Annotated in this window: 13 protein-coding genes; all 13 read left to right on the top strand. The window is 47.1% G+C overall.

Features of this window, described 5'->3' with window-relative positions; all coding sequences use genetic code 11:
• Positions 1-794: DegT/DnrJ/EryC1/StrS family aminotransferase (locus tag ONB24_11310; GenBank protein ID MDZ7316705.1), on the top strand; the 794-nt coding region annotated here is incomplete at its 5' end.
• Between the two features lies 1 nt (position 795).
• Positions 796-2664, top strand: coding sequence for a glycosyltransferase family 39 protein (locus ONB24_11305; protein ID MDZ7316704.1), 1869 nt, complete (start codon positions 796-798; stop codon positions 2662-2664).
• Positions 2661-4148 carry an MOP flippase family protein gene (locus ONB24_11300; GenBank protein ID MDZ7316703.1) on the top strand — a complete coding sequence of 496 codons (1488 nt, stop codon included), beginning with the start codon at positions 2661-2663 and terminating at the stop codon, positions 4146-4148. Before ONB24_11305 ends, ONB24_11300 begins: the two co-directional genes overlap by 4 nt.
• On the top strand, positions 4148-5251 hold the full coding sequence (locus tag ONB24_11295) for a glycosyltransferase (protein MDZ7316702.1): 1104 nt from the start codon (positions 4148-4150) through the stop codon (positions 5249-5251). Before ONB24_11300 ends, ONB24_11295 begins: the two co-directional genes overlap by 1 nt.
• Positions 5248-6873: a glycosyltransferase family 39 protein gene (locus ONB24_11290; GenBank protein MDZ7316701.1), complete on the top strand. Its 1626-nt coding sequence runs from the start codon at positions 5248-5250 to the stop codon at positions 6871-6873. Before ONB24_11295 ends, ONB24_11290 begins: the two co-directional genes overlap by 4 nt.
• Complete coding sequence (locus ONB24_11285; protein MDZ7316700.1) at positions 6870-7622, top strand: glycosyltransferase family 2 protein; 753 nt, start codon at positions 6870-6872, stop codon at positions 7620-7622. Before ONB24_11290 ends, ONB24_11285 begins: the two co-directional genes overlap by 4 nt.
• A complete protein-coding gene (locus ONB24_11280; protein ID MDZ7316699.1) occupies positions 7619-8020 on the top strand; it encodes a DUF2304 domain-containing protein in 402 nt (133 codons plus the stop codon). The genes ONB24_11285 and ONB24_11280 overlap by 4 nt, the downstream gene beginning before the upstream one ends.
• Complete coding sequence (locus ONB24_11275) at positions 8017-9750, top strand: glycosyltransferase family 39 protein (GenBank protein ID MDZ7316698.1); 1734 nt, start codon at positions 8017-8019, stop codon at positions 9748-9750. The genes ONB24_11280 and ONB24_11275 overlap by 4 nt, the downstream gene beginning before the upstream one ends.
• Before the next feature lie 53 nt (positions 9751-9803).
• Complete coding sequence (locus ONB24_11270) at positions 9804-11108, top strand: O-antigen ligase family protein (GenBank protein ID MDZ7316697.1); 1305 nt, start codon at positions 9804-9806, stop codon at positions 11106-11108.
• Complete coding sequence (locus tag ONB24_11265) at positions 11105-12544, top strand: flippase (protein ID MDZ7316696.1); 1440 nt, start codon at positions 11105-11107, stop codon at positions 12542-12544. The genes ONB24_11270 and ONB24_11265 overlap by 4 nt, the downstream gene beginning before the upstream one ends.
• 2 nt (positions 12545-12546) lie before the next feature.
• On the top strand, positions 12547-13320 hold the full coding sequence (locus ONB24_11260) for a class I SAM-dependent methyltransferase (GenBank protein MDZ7316695.1): 774 nt from the start codon (positions 12547-12549) through the stop codon (positions 13318-13320).
• A 5-nt stretch (positions 13321-13325) separates the two neighbouring features.
• The gene (locus ONB24_11255; protein ID MDZ7316694.1) at positions 13326-14531 is read left to right on the top strand and encodes a glycosyltransferase family 4 protein; all 1206 of its coding nucleotides are present in this window, start codon (positions 13326-13328) and stop codon (positions 14529-14531) included.
• 540 nt (positions 14532-15071) lie between these two features.
• The gene (locus ONB24_11250; protein ID MDZ7316693.1) at positions 15072-16925 is read left to right on the top strand and encodes a putative glycoside hydrolase; all 1854 of its coding nucleotides are present in this window, start codon (positions 15072-15074) and stop codon (positions 16923-16925) included.
• Positions 16926-17082 lie beyond the last annotated feature (157 nt).

The raw sequence follows: 17082 nt of genomic DNA, 5'->3' as shown, positions 1-17082 counted from the left end.
TTGTCGACATCGATCCACAGACCTACTGTCTGGATGCCTTTAAACTCGAAGCTGCCATAACACCAAGGACCAAGGCGATTGTCCCGGTGCATCTGTACGGTCATCCCTGCGATATGCCGGTGATCATGAAGGTTGCTGATCGTTTCGGCCTCAAGGTGATCGAAGACTGCGCCCAGGCCCATGACGCGGCTGTAGCAGGAAAAAAGACCGGCACGTTCGGCCATTACGGCTGTTTCAGCTTTTATCCCAGCAAAAACTTGGGCGCATTCGGCGATGCCGGCATGATTGTAACCGACGATCCGGTAGAAGCGGAAAAACTGAAAATGCTGCGAAACTATGGCCAGTCGCAGCGTTATTATCACGACATCCTGGGTTTCAACAGCCGATTGGATGAGCTGCAGGCCGCCATTTTATCGGCCAAACTGCCGTTCCTGAATCAATGGAACGAACGTCGTCGCGCCATCGCCAAGCGCTTCAATCGCTTAATCATAAATCCGGCGATTGAAAAGCCTATCGAGCGGCAAGGATGTCGTCATGTCTACCATCTTTATGTCGTTCGTCATCCGGAGCGCGATCGGCTGCGCGATTACTTGGCCAAGAAAGGCGTGGGTACCCAAATCCACTATCCCGTGCCCTGTCATTTGCAGAAAGCGTATGCATTTCTCGGCTACCGGAAGGGGGATTTCCCTATTGCGGAACACTATGCGGAGCAAGTCCTTTCATTGCCCAACTATCCGGAGCTGGAGGATGAGGAGATCGACTTGATCTCCCAGATCATTAACGAGTTTGTTTGAAATGAATATCTATAAAGCACTGAGATTAAATGAGGATCGGACCGATCTTCCTTTATTTTTTGCAGGCGGTTTCCTCCTGAGGGCAGCGCTTTTGCCGTTGCGGTGGATTAATCCAGATGAAGGCGCGCATCTTCTCGACGCCCATTTGCTGCTGCAGGGGTTGTGGCCGGTAGCCGATTTCAGCTCGCGACAGCCCTTTTATGTGGCTTTATTGGCGTTGTTTGTCGGCATCGGCGGCAGGCATCTTTGGGTCGGACGGCTGCTGCCGTTGTTTTCGTCGCTCGCAACCGCAGCGGTTTTATACTTTTTCTGCAACATGCTTTTCGACAAGCGGACTGGCAAGATTGCGGCAATTTTATGGCTTTTTCTTCCTTTGAATCTCGTTTGGTCCACGGTGGTCAAAACCGAGCCGCTGACGATCCTTTTGGGCCTCGTCAGTATGTATCTTTTGGCAAAAAGCCTAAAAGAGGGACGTCCGGCTTTGCTTGTCATCAGCGGCGCAGCTGCCGCCCTTGCCTTTTATGTTCGTCAACCGGCCCTCTATCTGCCGCTTTCCGCGGCGATTTTTTTATTTTTTAATCCCAAACCTCTAAAAAATGTCGCTCTTTACGCAGCCGGATATCTTGCCGTAGTGGCGGCAGTTTTTGCCGTTTTTAGCCTTCGAATGACCCCCGTCGAGATTCTTTTTTCACAGCTCAACCCCACAACGCTGATTCTCAGCCGTCTTTTTCATCTGCTCGGCAAGGCCCCGGAGGCTCTACGTATTGCAGATGAAGGCGGCTTTAGAATTCTCAGTCAAAGCCCAGACGAAACCCTTCTTGCCTGGCGGCATGCTCTCTCTTTTTCGGCATTAATTTTATTACCGGCGATAGGAATTTTAATACGCCCTCCTTTTTGCCGCTCTCCAATCAATGTGCGGTTGTTTAGCGGTATTTGGATGGGAGTCGTTACCGCGCTCTATCTTTTCCAAAGCGCCCATCGGGGATATTACAGCCAATATTTTACCGAAGCATTACCTCCCCTGGTGTTGTTGACGGCGTGCGCCTTTAATGATGACGATTTGTGGAGCTTGGGCTCTTTTAAGAAAATAACCAGCATTGCCGTTGCTGTATTTATGGTCTTGGCCGTCGGCGCCAAAATTTGCAGTTTATACAGCTTTAATTTAATCAAATCTTATTTAATAATTGCCGTGGTGATGACGGCAATCATTTTATATTTTGTACGATATTATGGCATTCATAGCGGTTCCTTTAACAAAACTACTGCCGGCTACGGCTTGATCTTGTTGATTCTTCTCTTGGAAACAGCGGGAATGAAGCTGCAATGGGGCAGTGAAAGCTTTGTGCTTTTTATTTTTAATATAGGCTTCATTTTCATTCTCATATTGGTCGCTAATGAGGCTCCATTATTAAATTTGTCGCTCTTTGGTTTTTTCCTCACTGCTTTCACTTCGGGTATGGTTCTCGGGCCGCGATACGAGTCGGTTTGGTCGACGCAGACGCTGAAAGAATGCACAACAGTCCTTCGTCGCGAAGCCTCTAAGGATGATCAAGTACTCAGCGGTGCCGGCATTTGGACTTTTGAAGCCGGATTACGCCCCTTTCTCAATTCGCCCCATCCGACGGAATTTCAGCTTAAAAAACGAGCCGATTTCGAAAGGATTTTTCTTGCCAAACCGCCGTCATTCATTATTGTTGACGGCTATACGGAGAGGAAATTCAACCGGTATTGGGAATTTCTCCAAGAACGTATGGCCATCGACTATGAGCGAATCGCAACCCTGACCGGCTCAAAGTCAATTGTGCAAGTATACCGCTATCGCGGTGCGGGAAAGCCGCTGCCCGACCTTATAAGCGAGGTTAGACCTTGAGTTCTCTGAGGCGAAAAACCATATCCGGCGTCATTTGGTCTGCTTCGTCCAAGTTGATTCTCCAATTGGTTTTATTGGGCGTGACCGCTTTGCTGGCGAGGCTTTTGTCGAAAGACGATTTCGGGGTGGTAGGAATGGCGGCAATCATTACGGTCGCCGTCAATATGGTCAACGACAAAGGCCTTGGGACGGCGATCGTTCAGAGGAAATATCTCGATTCGAACCACCTGTCGAGTCTATTTTGGGGCAGTATAGCCTTTGGGGTTTTCCTTTACCTCCTCTCGGCTGTTATTGCCGTGCCAATGGCGCAGTTTTTCCGCAAACCCGTCGTCTCTCCTGTGGTTCTGGTAATGGCTTTGGGATTTGTTATCGGCAGCTTCGGCATCGTACAGAAATCGTTGATGACCCGCGAAATGGACTTTAAGCGGCTGTCGATTTTGGAAATTTTTTCCGTTTTGCCTGCCGGTTTGGCAGCCGTCATCATGGCCAAAGCCGGTTTCGGCGTTTGGAGTTTGGTTGCCAATTCCGTATTGCGGGATCTGTTCAACGTAGCGGGACTATGGATCGTTCATCCCTGGAGACCGAGGCGCCATTTTTCGTGGAAAGAATTTCGGGAATATATCGGCTTCAGCTCCAAAGTGCTCGCAAACGATGGTGCAATTTATTTGATTACCAACACCGATGTCACCATCATCGGACGCGTTCTCGGCAGCGCTGCTTTGGGCGTTTATAATCTCGCCCTCTATTTGGTCAAGTTGCCTGTAACACGCATCTCTGCAATTGTTGCGCGTGTGGTTTTTCCGGCTTTTTCGAGCCTTCAGGATGAACCCGATAAATTCGGCAAGGCTTACCTCAGAGCCACCAAATACATTTCTCTGATAGCCTTCCCATTGTTGGCAATCTTGGCGGTTTTTTCACGTGAAATTGTTTTGTTGGTATTGGGTGAAAAATGGATCGAAATGATTCTTCCCCTAATCATCATGACGCCTATGGGAATGCTGAAATCCGTCGGCACGATTCGAGATTCCGTATTTATGGCGGTGGGAAAACCGCAAATCGAATTGTATTGGAATATCGGCTACTTTTTCCCTTTGGCGGCGGCAGTATATTTAGGAACACGCTGGGGAGTAGTCGGTGCCGCCTCTGCCTTCACCCTTGCCTCGATCGCGGCTTTTCCGTTCATTCAGCACTTGACAAACAAAGCGGCAGGCATTTCTATGAAAAGATTTATCGGGTCGATATCTACAGCTGCAATCGCAACCGCCGTTGCTGCTGCTGCCGGCTGGGGTGCCCTTTATGCCGGCAGACACCTTCACCTTCCTTTGATCGCCAGAGTAACATTGGGTTCCATATGGATGACAGGTATTTATCTGCTCATCCTCCATTCTCTCGAACCGGAATTTCTGCCGGAGGCAAAACAGATACTGAAAGAAAAGGATATAAAACCCGTTGAGTATTCGTTTTACGACGAGGTGGCGAGCTGATGAAAATTGCTGTAATGGGCATACGCGGCATCCCTGCCAATTACGGCGGCTTTGAAACATTTGCCGAAGAACTCTCCACACGGTTGGTGCAGCGCGGTCATCAGGTGACCGTCTTTGGACGATCAAACATTATTCAATATGAAGGCAAGTTTTATCGCGGTGTGTGTATAGAAATACTGCCGACCATAAGTCATAAATACTTTGATACCGTTGCCCATACGTTTCTCTGTACATTAAAGAGCTTTTTTACTCATTATGATGTGGTTTTTATCTGCAACAGCGCAAATGCTTTGTTCAGTTTCATACCCCGCCTAATGGGGAAACCTGTTGTTCTCAATGTGGACGGTTTGGAGTGGAAAAGGCAAAAATGGAATTTTGCAGGCAAGCTCTATTACCGTATATCCGAATGGCTGGCCACCTTTCTGCCGAATGCAATTGTGTCCGATGCGCGGGAAGTGCAGCGATACTATTACCGTCGTTTTAAAAAAGAGTCCACTTTTATCCCTTACGGCGCGCCTGAGGGGCCGGTAGAAAGCAAAGAGATCTTGGAACGGCTCGGACTCGAACCGCGGCAATATGTGCTCTATGTCAGTCGAATGGAGCCGGAGAACAATCCGCACCGCGTCGTAAGAGCATTCGAGAAAGTGAGAACCGATAAAAAGCTGGTCATGGTCGGCGATGCGCCGTATAATCGCGCCTATATCGAGGCGCTCAAACAGACGGCGGATCCGCGTATCATTTTTACAGGCTACATCTTTGGTCAAGGATACAGAGAATTGCAAAGCAACGCCTATTTTTATGTACAGGCGACGGAAGTCGGCGGGACACATCCGGCGCTGGTGGAAGCAATGGGGTTCGGCAATTGTGTTCTGGCCAACGACGTGCCCGAACATCGCGAGGTTCTCCAAGATGCCGGCATCTACTTTTCGCCGACGGATGATCAGGACCTCGCGGAAAAAATGCAAATGCTTTTGGATCATCCGGCCGTGGTTGAAGAATTACGTCGCAAAGTGGCCAGGCAAGTCCGCGACCGCTATTGTTGGGAACGGATAACGGATCAATATGAAAAGCTGTTTATGAGCGTAGCCAGGGTAAGAAAATGAAAAAGATAAATGCAGAAGTTTGGGGCTTGGTTTTGATACTCATTATCGCAGCCGGATTTCGCCTTTATCACATCGATTTTGGTAAGCCGCTGGCGCTTCATCCGGACGAAATCAAATTGATTGCTCAGGCCGGCAGGCTGCTCGACAGCCGATTTATGGACAAACAGGCTTTTTTTGCGATCGAAGTTTATCCTCCCTTTTTCACATACATGCTCGCGGCAGCTGTCGGTGCTTATATTTTTTTCGGACTTCTCTTCGGCAGATTCGATTCGCTCGCCGCTGCCAAGGCAGCTTATTTCGCCCAGCCGTTTCAGTTTTTCCTCGTCGGCAGACTATTGTCGGTGTTGTTGGGCACTGCTCTGGTCGTCTTGACTTACCTTATTGCAAAACGCCTTTTTTCTAAAACTGCCGCCTTTGCGGCGGCAATTTTAGCCGCTGTAAATATGGCGCTGGTCAATCACGCGCATTTCAGCACGGTCGATACGGCGGCGGCGTTTTGGGGTTTGCTGTTCATCCATTTTTGCGTGCGAATATTACAGGACGGACGTCGCAGGGATTACTTGCTCGCTGCTGCATCATTAGCCGTTGCGGTTGCGACCAAGTTCAGCCTGGCTGTTTGGGCGGTTCTGCTTCCGGCGGCGCATTTCATGCGATTTCCTCTGCGTGAGTTGCCGCGCAAATTGTTGAGCCTTGATCTGCTTCTGGCTGTCGTCGTCGGAATAATTGCTTTTGCGGCTGCTTGTCCCCTAATCTGGCTGGATTTCCACGAGACCTGGGGCGGAATCATCGGCGGAGGTCGTTTCGAAAAAATCGGCAAAATCGGCAGCGGCGGTGAACTCTTTTCTTACTGGACCGGGCGGCATGCCCCCGGCTATGGCGTCTTTTATCCGAATGCATTTCCCGAAAGCTTCGGCATGACTCTTACGGTCGCTGCAGCCGCCTCACTTATCTTTCTCATCATCCGCCATCGCCGTCAGGACATTTTGTTGCTTTTGTCGATCCTCACTTTTTATCTCTTTTTCGAGCTTATGGCCGTCAAGGCAATTCGTCATCTTTTGCCGATCATTCCTTTGTTGATGGTCTCGACGGCTACCGCTTTGGACGCTCTCTTTCAGCAAAAGGCCCGCACGGCCAAAGCAGCGGCCCTGGCGGTGTTCATATTTGCGTTTGTATCCAACCTCTCGCGCGGCATTAAATATTGGCAGGCGATGGGACACACGGATCCGCGCCTCCAGGCGCGCGAATGGATTCTCGAAAAAATACCGCTCAAGTCTCTAATCCTTGTCGAAGATTACCCGCCGCCTTTGCCTGATTTGAAAGAGCAAGATAATGGTTATCGCATAAAATCCATCGGAATCACCCGAAAAACAACCGGTTTGGCGGACACCATCAATGTTCTATTAAAGAAAGAAGCGGTTTTTTATTACGTGGCCGACGGATTTAGTCGCCAAATCTTTGCATGGAAAGAAACTCTCAAGCAGTATCCGACGATCTCATGGGATCGTGTCCAGTTTTTTGATTGGCTGGATCGGACGGGCAAATTGATCGGACGTTTCGACAGTCGTAATCCGCGTTTTCAACCCGACATTTTTGTTTATGAGCTGAGGGGAAAGCGAAGGTGAGCCAAGAAAAAAAACGACTCAGCATCATCATCCCGGCTTTTAACGAAGCGCAAAACTTGAAAATGCTGTTGCCGCGTTTCACTTCAGTGCTGAAGGATGTGCAAAAAAGCGGATTTCAGACAGATATGGTACTCGTGAACGACGGCAGCGGTGATGAAACGGCTGAAATTGCTGCTGCAGCCGGCTTGACTGTTATATCACATCCGTTCAATTTGGGATACAGTGCCGCCGTTCATACCGGATTCATGCATGCTATGCGCTCAGACAGCGATTTACTGCTGACCATCGACGCAGACGGCCAGCATAACCCCGAAGACATTTTGCTTCTGCTGTCTGATTTTTTGCAGCATCCTGTTGATCTGCTGATCGGCTCGCGCTTTCTGGAAGATCGAGGCTATCGCAAAAGTCTGCTGCGATTTGCCGGTATCACTCTTTTTTCGAAAATCATCCGGCTGGTTACCGGAACCGAGATACGTGACGTTACAAGCGGTTTTCGTCTATACGGGAAAAGGGCGCTGCGCTATTTGGCAAAAAATTTCCCGCAAGATTATCCGGAGTATGAGACGCTCATCATGCTTATCAAGGCCGGTTGCAAGGTTAAAGAACTCCCTCTAAGTATGAATCAGAGATTATATGGGACATCAATGCATTCCTCCTGGAAAGCGGTCCTTTATCCCTTTAAAAATCTGTTGATTATTTTGGTGGTTTTGCTGCGGACCCTGCATCGAAAAGGGGAGGCAACGCCATGAATCAATTTCTGGACGTTACCCTGCGTGCCAAGCTTATCGTCGGCGGCATCGGGATAATTTTTATTGTCTTTTTGCTTTTTCTCCTTTATAAGAAAAAGCTGACGGCAAACTTTGCCCTCGGCTGGATTGGCATCACTTTGCTTGCTGTTTCAGCCGTGATCGTACCCTCTTTGATGAAGTTTTTGACCCGCTTCAGCGGTGTGCGTTTCGGTGCCCTGGCAGTATCTCTTTATGCGTTTGTTTTTATTTTTGCCGTCTTGATCATTTTCTCCATCAAGATTTCGCAGCTTTCCCAGCAGACCCGCAAGGCAGCACAAATGCTGGGAATTTTGGAAATGGAAATCGAACGACTGAAAAAGGCGTCCGAACAAAAGGAATCATCAGGGCATCTAAAGTGAAACTAAAGAGTAAACTCACTTTTTATTCTGGGATCGATTTTAGAGTGATTCTTTTTGCCGCTGCGGCAGTCAGGTTGCTTTATGTTTTTTCTTTGGAAGAAAAGTACGAATTTTATGATACAATCCATTACGACAGTGCGGCAAAATCTCTGTTGGCCGGAAACGGTTTCGGCAAGAGCCTGCATTATTATGATCGATTCGACCAATATTGCCTCGAACCCGTCTATCCGCTGTTCATGGCCAGCGCCTACGCTGTCTTGGGACAAAAGTATCTCAGCGTGAGATTGTTTCAGACTATTTTGTCTTTGCTGCTCGTTTGGCTGGTGTATAAAATCACCAAGGAAATAAAGCGGGAGGCGGCTCTTTGGGCAGCCGGCATCGCCGCCGTCTATCCATTTTTCATTTATATCACCGGCCTGTTATATAGTACGCTGCTTTTTTCCGTATTGCTGGCGGCTTCGGTTTATTTCTTTATTTTACATGCAAGAAAACGATCTTTGGGTTGGGTTGCTGCGGCTTTCGCGACCCTATCATTAGGCGTTGCTACCATTCCCGTCATCGCACCGGCTCTAGTTTTATATGGTCTATGGTTGATTTACTTTTGGCGTAAGGATCGGCGGCGTGCCGTAGCCGCATTGGCAGTAAGTGCATTGATTTCTCTAGCCATCCTCGCTCCCTGGACGATCCGCAATTGGCGGACATTCGGCGTTCTTTCCCCCGGCCGCGCCTGTTTGGCGGAAACAAGGGTGTTCGAAGAGTTAGACCTGCAATTACGCTACGAAGATGCCATGAAGAAGCCCGTTTTTGTCGGCAAAAGCTTTATGGTCGAGATCGCATCTCCGGAGAGCGCCGCGGTATTCACCTACTTTTTGGACGGTCAACGGCTGGGCGCCTTGAAGGTCGTCGATCCGCAATGGCGATGGCCGGACAGCTCCTATTGGGGAATAATCCTATACGGCGGTTCGACTTTGCATTTTCCATCACCGGTTTTCAGTGATGGGGTTACACAAACAAATCTTACAGACCTTGCGGTATTTGCCCCTGAGATCAATATCAATGGTGACAGCATAAGACTGACTGAAACTCCAAAAGGGTGGAATTATGCGGCAGTCATGCGGCGACCGGAAAAATATACTAGGCTGACTTTGAATTATCCACAAAACATCTCGCCGCAAAACATGCAAAGATTGGCTTTTTTGATTGGTTTGGACTCGCCTTCCCATGCGGCAAACGGTTACATGATTTGGCTGCATCCTCATAAAGCGGCTTATTTATGGAAAATCAGAAGCGGAAGACCGGAAAGGGCGATAAAAGTAATCGATTTAAGGCGTCTTGAGCAGCCGATGACGCTTTCAAAAATTCTGGCGAAGGAACCGATTCGCTTTTTTACCCGTCATTTTTTCATTGAATTTCTACGCTTCTGGTCGCCGGTGATTAGTAGAATTAGTTCCGTTTCAGTTACGCCGAGTCGATTTCAGCAGATAATAAGCTTTATTTCCTTTTTGCCGTTACTGATGTTCGGGTTCATCGGCTTGATTATTCTTTATAAAGAACGAAACAACAAGCTACTACTTCTTTTGGTACCGATTCTGACCTTGAATATCGGTTATGCAATATTTTTTGCCGAGGTGCGCTATCGCATTCCTATAGACGCTTTTATTATTGTTTCGGCAGCAGTCAGTATTGAAATGCTTTTTCGCCGAAAACCCGCAATAGATGGTCAAAGTTGACTATTGTATTGTAACGAAGACGATGCTGAACGCTTTCAAAAGATGAATTGTTTATGAGCGCATGGCTTTTTGCATTGCTGGGATTTTTTTTGTCCATAAACCAGGGAGTAACTGCCGTTTTAGGAGTTTTGTCCGACGGCACCGCCCGCGGCGCCGATGTGCTCATGCCGATGGATATCCCTCTTTACCTTTTGCTGTTGATCAAGAAGGATCAAACGATCAATATGAAAATTAGATGGATTTCTTTAACCGTCAAAATATCTCTTGTTCTTTATATACTCCTTGCTCTAACGGGTGAATTAATAGCGGTTGAACCGGCACAATTTCGATTTCGTTTGGTACATTTCATTAGGTCCCTGCTTGCAGGATATGTCATAATGACCCGTCTTTCTTTGAGCAAAGAAGCTTATTTTTTATCAAATGGACTTTTAGCAGGACTTGCCTTTCAAAGTTTTATCGGTTTCTGGCAATGGCAAGTCGGACCGATTCAATTACCCTTTTTCGAGATCACAAAGGATTGGCGTGTAAATGGGACGATTGGTGTTGCTAACGCATTTGGGGCTTACCTGATTACCTTGCTGCCTTTATGTTTACGATTTGCATTGTTTTTAAAGAGGGCTGTCAAGTATTTATGGACTATCGTCGCCGTTCTTGCTCTTGGTTCTCTTTTTGCAACTTACACTCGAGCCGCCTGGTTAGCATTTGTTCTTACGATGACTTTCATGGCTCTTTATGAATTAAAGCAAAAAAAGCTCACAAGAAGACAAAAATCCTTCTTTATAGTCTCTGGAATCTTTTTTCTTATTATTATGGCCTGGAAATACGGTGACGTCATTTCGGCCCGTATGGACGATTATCAGGAGAGTCTGGTCGGTGAAAAAAAGCACAGCCGCCTCGGTTTGGCGCGTGACGCTTTGAGGATCATTCGGGAAAATCCTTTAATCGGTGTCGGATTGGACAATTATCGCTACAATGCCGATGAAGAAATACAAGGATTGCGCATCGTTCACAATGCATACTTGTTGATTGCGGCAGAACAGGGTATACCGGCAGCCCTCATCTTTATCATTATTAATATAATTGCCCTTGTTCAAGCCTTCAAACTCCTGCGCTCTAATGACTGGTATGTATACAATATAGGATTCGCCGTCCTTTGCGGACTTTTGGGGATTCTCATCTACCATTTCGCTGCACCAGATTATCGCCTATTGGAAGTTATGCTCCAGCATTGGCGGTTGATCGGCATGGCGATCGGTCTCCAGGTCGTCGAGCAAAAGATCCTCCGAAACAAAAAGTATCCCCAAGCTGCTGTTGGAAATCGCTCTTCCGCTTTTTTACCTCATAGCCGCTTTCTATGAGACAACTCTACCGCAACATCAGTTTTACCGGCATCAGCCAGATCCTCTATACGGCCATGGCTTTCCTCCTGGTACCGTTCGTTGCACGCTACCTTAAAAGCGACGGATACGGCATTTATAATCTGGCCGGCATCCTTGGTTTTTTCTTCAACCTGTTCAGCGATCTCGGTTTGTCCACTTTTCTGACGATAGAAGTATCCAAGAATCGCAACATCGCCGCCAAACTCTTTGCCGCTGTATTGGGTACTAAAATTTTTCTTGTGTTGCCGGCCGGCTTAATCGTCCTGTCTTACTTGAAATTGAGCAACCTTGAAGGTACGATTGTGCACGCCGTGCTGATTTTCACTTTTTCCGCGATATTTGCCGGTTTTTCCAATGCCTTTTTTGCCGTCTTTCGCGGATTTCAAAAAATGGAATTCGAAACTTTGGCCACCGTCATTGACAAAGGAATTTCCGTTGCATTGGGGATCTTTTTGTTGGTCAAAGGTTTTGGAATCCATACGTTTCTCCTCTCTTTCGTGGCGGCGGAGATATGCAAATTCATTCTTTGTCTGCTGTTGCTGCATCAAAAGTTCTTCCCTATTTCAATTTCACTACGCTACAAACAGAACAAACTGTTTCTTGCGAGAGGTTTGCCGTTCGGCTTGAGTGTTTTTTTAGCAGTATGTTACAATTACACTGCGATTCTCCTCCTCTCATCTCTTTCGTCGATGAGTCAGGTCGGCTTGTATTCCGCCGGCTTCAAGTTCCTAAACCTGGCTACTATTCTCCCCACAGTTTTGGCAACGGCCTTTCTGCCGCAATTGGCCGAAAACATCAAGGATAATCAGCGATCCTCTTTGCTGTTCGCCGAAGGCTTAAAGTTTTTGTTGTTTTTTTCAATCCCCATGATTCCTTTCGTTTTTCATTTTTCCCAGTTCTTTATCACTTTGATTTTCGGTAAAGATTTTACTGAAGCGGCTGTTTTTTTAAAGATATTGGTTTGGGGAGCCTTTGCGCAAATGACCAACATCTATATGGTCAGCCTGTATAGCGCCGCGGGCAAACAAAAAATGATCGTCTATTTTCAAACGGCGGCATTGGCGGCTAATCTGGTCATGAACTTTTTCCTTATTCGCAGTTTTCAGGCGCTGGGTGCCTCGGCCGCGACGGTCATCACCGAATGGCTCATTTTTCTTGCAGCTCTTTTTTATGCTTTCTTCTATCTGCTGGATTATCGGCTCATCTATAGGCAGTTGGCTTTTTACGTCCTAAAAATAGCGGTCGCTTCCTGTATAATGTATGGCCTCGGCAGGCTGCTTTATCCGCATCATCTTTCAGCTTTACCGGCTATGGCGGCGTGTGCATTGACTTTTCTGGTCATTGTACAGATCACCGGCGCGATGGGCTGGAAGAGTCTGCTGTTTTTCATTAGAAAAAGTAATCAAAAAGAATAAACATGACTCAACAAAAGCAGATTCAACGATTTTATCAAGAGCAGGCCTCATTGGTCAGCTCACCTTTCATTACCCAGTACAATCAGGTTAAGACCGATCTCTTGCGAAAGGTCTTTCATCAGCTCAATATCCCCCACGAGCAAAGCGGCATTATTCTCGATGTGGGGTGCGGACGCGGATTGTTGTCGACGATATTCGAAAACGGAACGTATATCGGTTTGGATCTCGTTATACAGAAAACGGTTTTTGAAATCAAAAAAGAGAACGCCTGCTTTGTTCAAAGCGACGGGCATTTTTTGCCGATTCGTTCTGGTTCAGTTGATTTTATCCTCTGCCTTGACAGCTTTGAACATTATCCTGACATGCCGAAAGCAGCCAAAGAGTTTCGGCGAGTGCTGCAAGATGGCGGATATTTGTTTTTATCTATTCCCAATTATTCGAACACAGCCGGCCTGTTGAAACGATATTTCGAGGAAAGCGGACAAAGCGAACCGAACGGTTGGGCACCGTTCGATTTTTGGAAACGTCAAGAGTTGGAACAGTTCATTACGCCTAAAAGAATTAAAGAAATCTTTTACGCAGCCGGTTTTCGACGTTGCGAATTTGTCGGCTATAGCGAGGAATTCCTGATGGGAATATTCCCCTGGATTTGGCATCCGCATATGCCGATGCGCTTAGCCAATGCTATTTGTCGAGTGTTTTCTCCCCTGCAAAACCTTTTTACAGTGCTATTTCCCTTTCTTAGCCTGCACACCTTTTGGAAGATGGAGCTCTAACCCCAATGATGAAAAGGATCCTCTATTTTAATTACATGAATGATCTTTACGGCAGCTCTATCGGATCCACCATCAAAGCTTTGAAATTGCTGGGCGGCCTTGAAAAACACGGTTGGAAAGTTACTTTTGCCTGGCGCCGTGACGGCCGGAATGAGCCTTCAAGAGAACTGAGACGCCGAACCATTCCTTTCTATTCTTTGTTACGACGATTTCTTTTTACCCCTAAGGAGATTGTTTTCAATCTAATTGATTTCTTTAAAGAATGCCGCCTCGCCCGTCAAATCAAACCAAAGCTTCTAATCGTGCGATTGGATGCTTTTCGAATTTCCTCATTGGGAGTTGCACGCCTCTTTAAAATTCCTTTGATTGTCGAAGCAGACGGCGCCTGTTCCTACGAATGGATACATTACCACGGCGGCCCGCATCTATGGAAACGACCTTTATTATTCTGCGAGAGAATGATGCTTCGCTTTGCCGATGGAGTGTTTACCCAATCTAATATCTCGCGGATTTATTATGAGCAGACCCACGGCCGATGGAAAACGAATATAGTCGTCATTCCAAACGGCGCCGATCCTGTTGAACAGACGAGCAAATCAGAAACAGAAGCCATACAACGCGAGCTAAATTTACACAACCGTGATGTAATTATTGGATTTTTAGGCAGTATGCACAAGTGGCACGGGCTGCAGGAGGTAAGAGACCTGCTTGTCGAGCTGCTTTGCAAACAGCCGCATGTCAAACTGATGTTCGTCGGCGGCGGAGGTGCGCAAAAAGATTTTATTGATTCCTTCCCTTCCCTGCTCAGAGAGCGAATAGTTTTCGTACGCACCGTACCCTATGAGCTGGTCGGACGATATATCAGCTTGTTTTCAATAGCCGTAGCCCCCTATCCGCCAATGCCTTTGTTCTATTTTTCGCCGGTAAAAATATTCGATTACATGGCGGCAGGAAAGGCAATCGTAGCGCCCAGGCTTGGACAAATAGGCGAAGTTTTGCAGCATAAAGTCAATGCTCTTTTATATGCGCCGGGAGACTTTTTAGAGTTTTACCATCATATTTCGACGCTCAGCCGCGATGAAGCTCTGCGGACACGTTTAGGAAAACAGGCAAGAGAAACTTTTATGCGGGCACATACATGGGATGTTCGTTCTGCGGAATTAGATCGATTCCTTAGGCGCCGTCTGTCCTCTTTCAGCCCATCAGAGTGAAATAGGAAGCATCATGGTGAGGCATTGCGAAGAGAAGTTGGCTCTCTGGTGTTACAACTTTTATCATCCTGAATTTCATCGGACTTGCTAGCGAACGGCGCTTGTATTTTTGACGATATTGACACATCCAATCCAAATACTTGAGTAGTAAAGGAAACAACAGCAGCGTTAAAGAAAAACATTTTTGGACTTTTGTTTTTAGTATAATTAATAACTGTTTTTAAATTAATAATAGAGCCTTATGGTGCTTAATAGACAACTCCGCTTTGATTCATTCGCCGCCGGATCTGGCTTGTTGGTACAATATTTGAAAAGACCCAATCGGTTATTTAACTCGTGAGGCGAAAGATGAATCGAAGTGTAATTGCAATAACGCTGGCTTTACTATCAGCCATATCGGCTTGGGCGCAAAACTGGAATCCGCCTTTCCCGAGAACCATGTACTTTAGTCCGACCGGATTTTACGGCAGCTCGAGGGATTACTTTCTGGCCAAATATGATCTCATCCAGCCATGCGGCGGCACTTCTGCGCACGTAGCCTTGGCCAATGCGGTAAGAGCTCTTAACCCGGATGTGCTGATCGGCGGCACAAGTCGACAAGGGGCCTGGCCTGGAAACGACCCTCCGGCCATGTTCTGTTACCATGCAACTTTTCTGGAGTTGTCTCAGCCGGTCAGCAAAGGAGCCACGGAAATTCCTTTTACTAATGTTAACGGTTATGGTTATCCGACGCGAGCACAAAGCAACTATGCGCTGATCGGTAAAGATGATTGGATTCAATTCTCAAAAATAGAAGACAACAGCTTCAAGGGAGTTCCGTCAACAGGTCCTTTTGCCGTCGATTATGCACATCCTGCAGGCGACAGCGTACGTTTCCCCATCCGCATGAGCGGTTTCGGCATGCTGCCCAATATCACTTCTTTCGCAGGACAAATTGACGGAAAGGAGTCCTGGAAATGGTTTGTTGATAACCGTTTTCGGATTCAAGATTTTTCTGCCTACGATATGGTATTCTATGATGCATTTCGATTAAAGCTGTATCGGGAAGATATTGAAACCCAATGCGGAATTGATCTGAATTTGGATAGAATAGATGATTTTCAGCAGTTCGGTCTGGATTGGATCAATCAGCATTGGGCAGAAGGGGCGAAAAAGCTTTTGCAATATGAACACCAACTGATGAAAGCGCTCCATCCTGGGGAATTTGCCTGCGAAACCTTGAATACAGGTGTTGTAGAAGACGGTTATGTGCTCGACTATGCCGACGGTATGTTGTGGGAAGGATTCATGCGCTTTGCTTATGATTGGAAGTCTATGGTGACTCTAAACCTGAAATGGGAAAAGAAACAGAAGGAAAAAGGTCGCCCCAATCTCACAATGATTACCGATTATGAGCGTGAGAGCCGCACTACCGGAAGGGACAAATTTTCCCGTATGCGTTACGGTTTGACGACGGCACTGATTTCCGGCGCCTATTACGGCCGCACGTTCGGTGATTGGTACTACATCGGTTATTATCACGACGAGTTCGATACCGATCTCGGCTACCCGACGTCCGATCCGGTCGAGCTGCCGAGCGGCGCCTGGGTTCGCTTTTTCGACAAAGGGGCTGCCATCTGCAACCCAACAGGACGCATCATCACGGTGACGGCGCAAGAATTGGCCGCAGCACCCGGTTACGCCGGGCCTTACTACAGGCTGCGCGGAGGCCAAGATCCTGAATTCAATAACGGCGAGCTGTTTACTTCAGTTGAATTGTATGGCGAAGTCCGTACTCCGACCCGGCCGCGAGACAATCAGGGCGACGGCATCCTTTTGTTCAAAGAACCGACGACGGTTGTCGCGGATATTTGGGTGGGCAATACCTATAATAATGATACCAGTCCCGGCAGTGACCCTGTAAAATTAACGGGCTCGTGGGTAGAAGTTCAGGATGAACCCGGCATATTTCCGACCGCTAATAACTGTTTTTCACAATGGAGCCATTTGCCGTATAATGGTTCGATTTATAACGACGGTATTGGTTATGCTTATGCAAATGGTGGGGACGGCAGTTCTTATGCTGATTTTATTCCTACAATAGGTGTTCCTGGTTTTTATGAAATTTCCGAATGGCATGGAAAAGGATCTAATCTTTCAAAGGCAGTCCCCTTTGAAGTTATAGTTCAGGGTAATGTAAGGTTGAAAGGCACAATAGATCAAAGCACGAACAGCGGCCGGTGGAATGTTTTGGGTCGTGTTTATTTACCCAAAGGTAAAGAATCGATCGTGAGGATTACTAATAAAACCAACGGGCAAGTTCTGGCTGATGCAATGAGATTCAAGTTTTTGGGTCCTGTGCAGCCGGATACCACGCCGCCCGAAACGCCGAAAAATCTAAGAATCTTGCGCTGATTCTCCGACGATATAGTCCGATCATCAGCTGCATATCACGGAAGCGAGACAATTCCCGTCAATGCTGATGCACAGTAGCGCGGGGTGCTCTCGCTTTCATGGTATATAAATATGAAATCATATCTTTGCCTTTAGAACTTTCAAGAATTCTTTACAA

Source organism: candidate division KSB1 bacterium (assembly GCA_034505495.1).
In the GTDB taxonomy this organism is placed as follows: Bacteria; Zhuqueibacterota; Zhuqueibacteria; order Residuimicrobiales; family Krinioviventaceae; genus Fontimicrobium_A.
The sequence above is the reverse complement of the archived record's forward strand: the minus strand, read 5'-3'. Positions and strand labels throughout refer to the sequence as shown.